At 68.3% G+C, this 2,220-nt stretch carries 2 protein-coding genes; both read right to left on the bottom strand.

Translation table 11 applies throughout. The annotated features are described in order from the left end of the window. Nucleotides 1-1,309: DEAD/DEAH box helicase (locus JYJ84_RS34720; RefSeq protein WP_205190132.1), on the bottom strand; the 1,309-nt coding region annotated here is incomplete at its 3' end. Between the two features lie 396 nt (nt 1,310-1,705). Then, the gene (locus JYJ84_RS34725) at nt 1,706-2,086 is read right to left on the bottom strand and encodes an MliC family protein (RefSeq protein WP_122945947.1); all 381 of its coding nucleotides are present in this window, start codon (nt 2,084-2,086) and stop codon (nt 1,706-1,708) included. Nucleotides 2,087-2,220: the final 134 nt, after the last annotated feature.

A 2,220-nucleotide genomic window follows, 5' to 3' on the forward strand; every position in this document is an offset into this window, starting at 1 on the left:
CGCGCTCGCTGTTACGGTCGCCGCCGCGATCGCCGCCGCGGTCGTTGCCGCGCTCGTCGTGACGGTGGCGCGCCGGCTTGTCGATGGCGAGCGTCTGCATTTCGAGCGGACGCTTGATCAGCTTCTCGATATCGGCGAGCTGCTTGCGCTCGTTCGGGCTGCACAGCGACAGCGCGTCGCCCGTCGCACCCGCGCGGCCGGTACGGCCAATCCGGTGCACGTAATCTTCCGCGCTGAACGGCAGGTCGAAGTTGATCACGGCCGGCAGCTCGGCGATGTCGAGGCCGCGCGCGGCCACGTCGGTCGCGACCAGCGCCTCGATCTCGCCGCGCTTGAACGCGTCGAGCGCCTGCATCCGCTCGAGCTGCGTCTTGTCGCCGTGGATCGCCGACGCGACCACGCCGTCGCGCTCGAGGTTGCGCGCGAGCCGGCTTGCGCCGATCTTGCTGTTGCAGAACACGATCACCTGCTTGAGCGCGCGATCGCGCAGCAGCTGCACGACGGCCGCCTGCTTGTCGCCTTCGGCGACGTCGTAGACGATCTGCGTGACGTTCGCGTTCGTCGAGTTGCTGCGCGCGACCTCGATCGTCTGCGGATTGCGCAGGTAGGTCGACGCGAGCTTCTTGATTTCCCCCGAGAAGGTGGCCGAGAACAGCAGCGTCTGGCGCTCCTTCGGCAGCAGGTTCAGGATGCGCTGCAGATCGGGCAGGAAGCCCATGTCGAGCATCCGGTCGGCTTCGTCGAGCACCAGGATCTGCACCTGGCCGAGATTCGCCGTCTTCTGCTGCACGTGGTCGAGCAGGCGGCCCGGCGTCGCGATCAGGATCTCGACGCCGCGGCGCAGTTCGGCCATCTGCGGGTTCATGTCGACGCCACCGAACACGACCGCGCTGCGCAGCGGCGTGTGCTTCGCATACGCGTGCACGTTCGCGGCGACCTGGTCGGCGAGTTCGCGGGTCGGCGTGAGGATCAGCGCACGCACCGGGTGGCGCGCCGGTGACGCGCTCGTATTGGCCTGCGGCAGCAGGCGCTGGATGATCGGCAGCGAGAAACTCGCGGTCTTGCCGGTGCCCGTTTGCGCGGCGCCCATGACGTCGCGGCCGGCGAGCACGACCGGAATGGCCTGCGCCTGGATCGGCGTCGGCGTCGTATAGCCCTGCTCCGCAATGGCTTTCAGGATATCGGCGGCAAGGCCGAATTGATCGAAGGTTGCGTCGACGGGCTTGGCGACAGAATCGGACATGGTGGCGTTTCGCTCAAAAGGCGCGGCGGGGACATCGTGCGTCAGGCCAGCCGGGCCTGCGCTCATCACAATTCGGAAATAGACGGAGCCGCGGCGCGCCGCGCGGCGCCGCTCTGGCGCTTGGGACCGGTTCAATACGAACGCGGGACACCAGGCCGTGCGGACTCCGTTCGGCGCGAATGCCGGCGGAAAGGGGCGTATTGTAGCACTGCGCGGCCATCTGTCCGTGACAACGCCGCGAACGGCCGCAACGGCAGTTCGCGCGATGGGCCCGGGCAGGCCCTCGCGGTCGACGGATGGCCCGATTGGACTATCCCGATCGGCCGGCGGGCAATTTCAGGGGTCTGATCCCGGATCATCTTGCCCGGCCGCCCGCTGACAGCCCACGTGCAGGGCCGTCAGGCACGGGAGCCGGCCGCCGGCAGGCAGCGGCGGCGCACGATCCCCGTTCGCGCCGGGCACTCAGCCCTTCTTCTTTTTCTTCTCGACCTGTACGCAGTCGCCCAGCAGCGGCGGCGAATTCTGGTCGGCGATCTCGTCGCGCAGCGTCGCTTCCTTGCCCTTCGTCCACCACGTGTAGCGGCCGGCCTGGTAGCGCGCGCCCGACGCCGACACGGTGTCGACGAACAGCATCTGCTTCCCGTTGACCGGCACGAGCGCGAAGCTCTGGCCGTTGCCCGCGAGCCAGTACGACACGCGCACGGGCTGCTTCTGGTTCGCACACTGGTAAACGGCGAACTGGCGCGAATCGGCGTCGATCTCTTCGACGGTCAGTTGCGCGGCATGCGCGACGGAAACGGCGGTGCCGGCGAGCACGAGCGCGGCGAGGGTTTGGCGAATCATGCAGGTCCTCTCACGAGACGGGTGGAAACGCGCCCTCGCGGGGCGCGCGATTCTTGTTGGCGTTCGGTTGGCGTTCGCGCCGGGTATCGTGATCAGGGATCGATGACATCGGCACACGCGTCGGTCGGCGCGGC

It is taken from the genome of Burkholderia sp. LMG 13014 (genome assembly GCF_905232215.1).
In the GTDB taxonomy this organism is placed as follows: Bacteria; Pseudomonadota; Gammaproteobacteria; order Burkholderiales; family Burkholderiaceae; genus Burkholderia.

What these genes read in the sequence shown, in the direction of transcription:
- JYJ84_RS34725 (WP_122945947.1), bottom strand. Translation starts at nt 2,086, where the DNA reads ATGATTCGCCAAACCCTCGCCGCGCTCGTGCTCGCCGGCACCGCCGTT.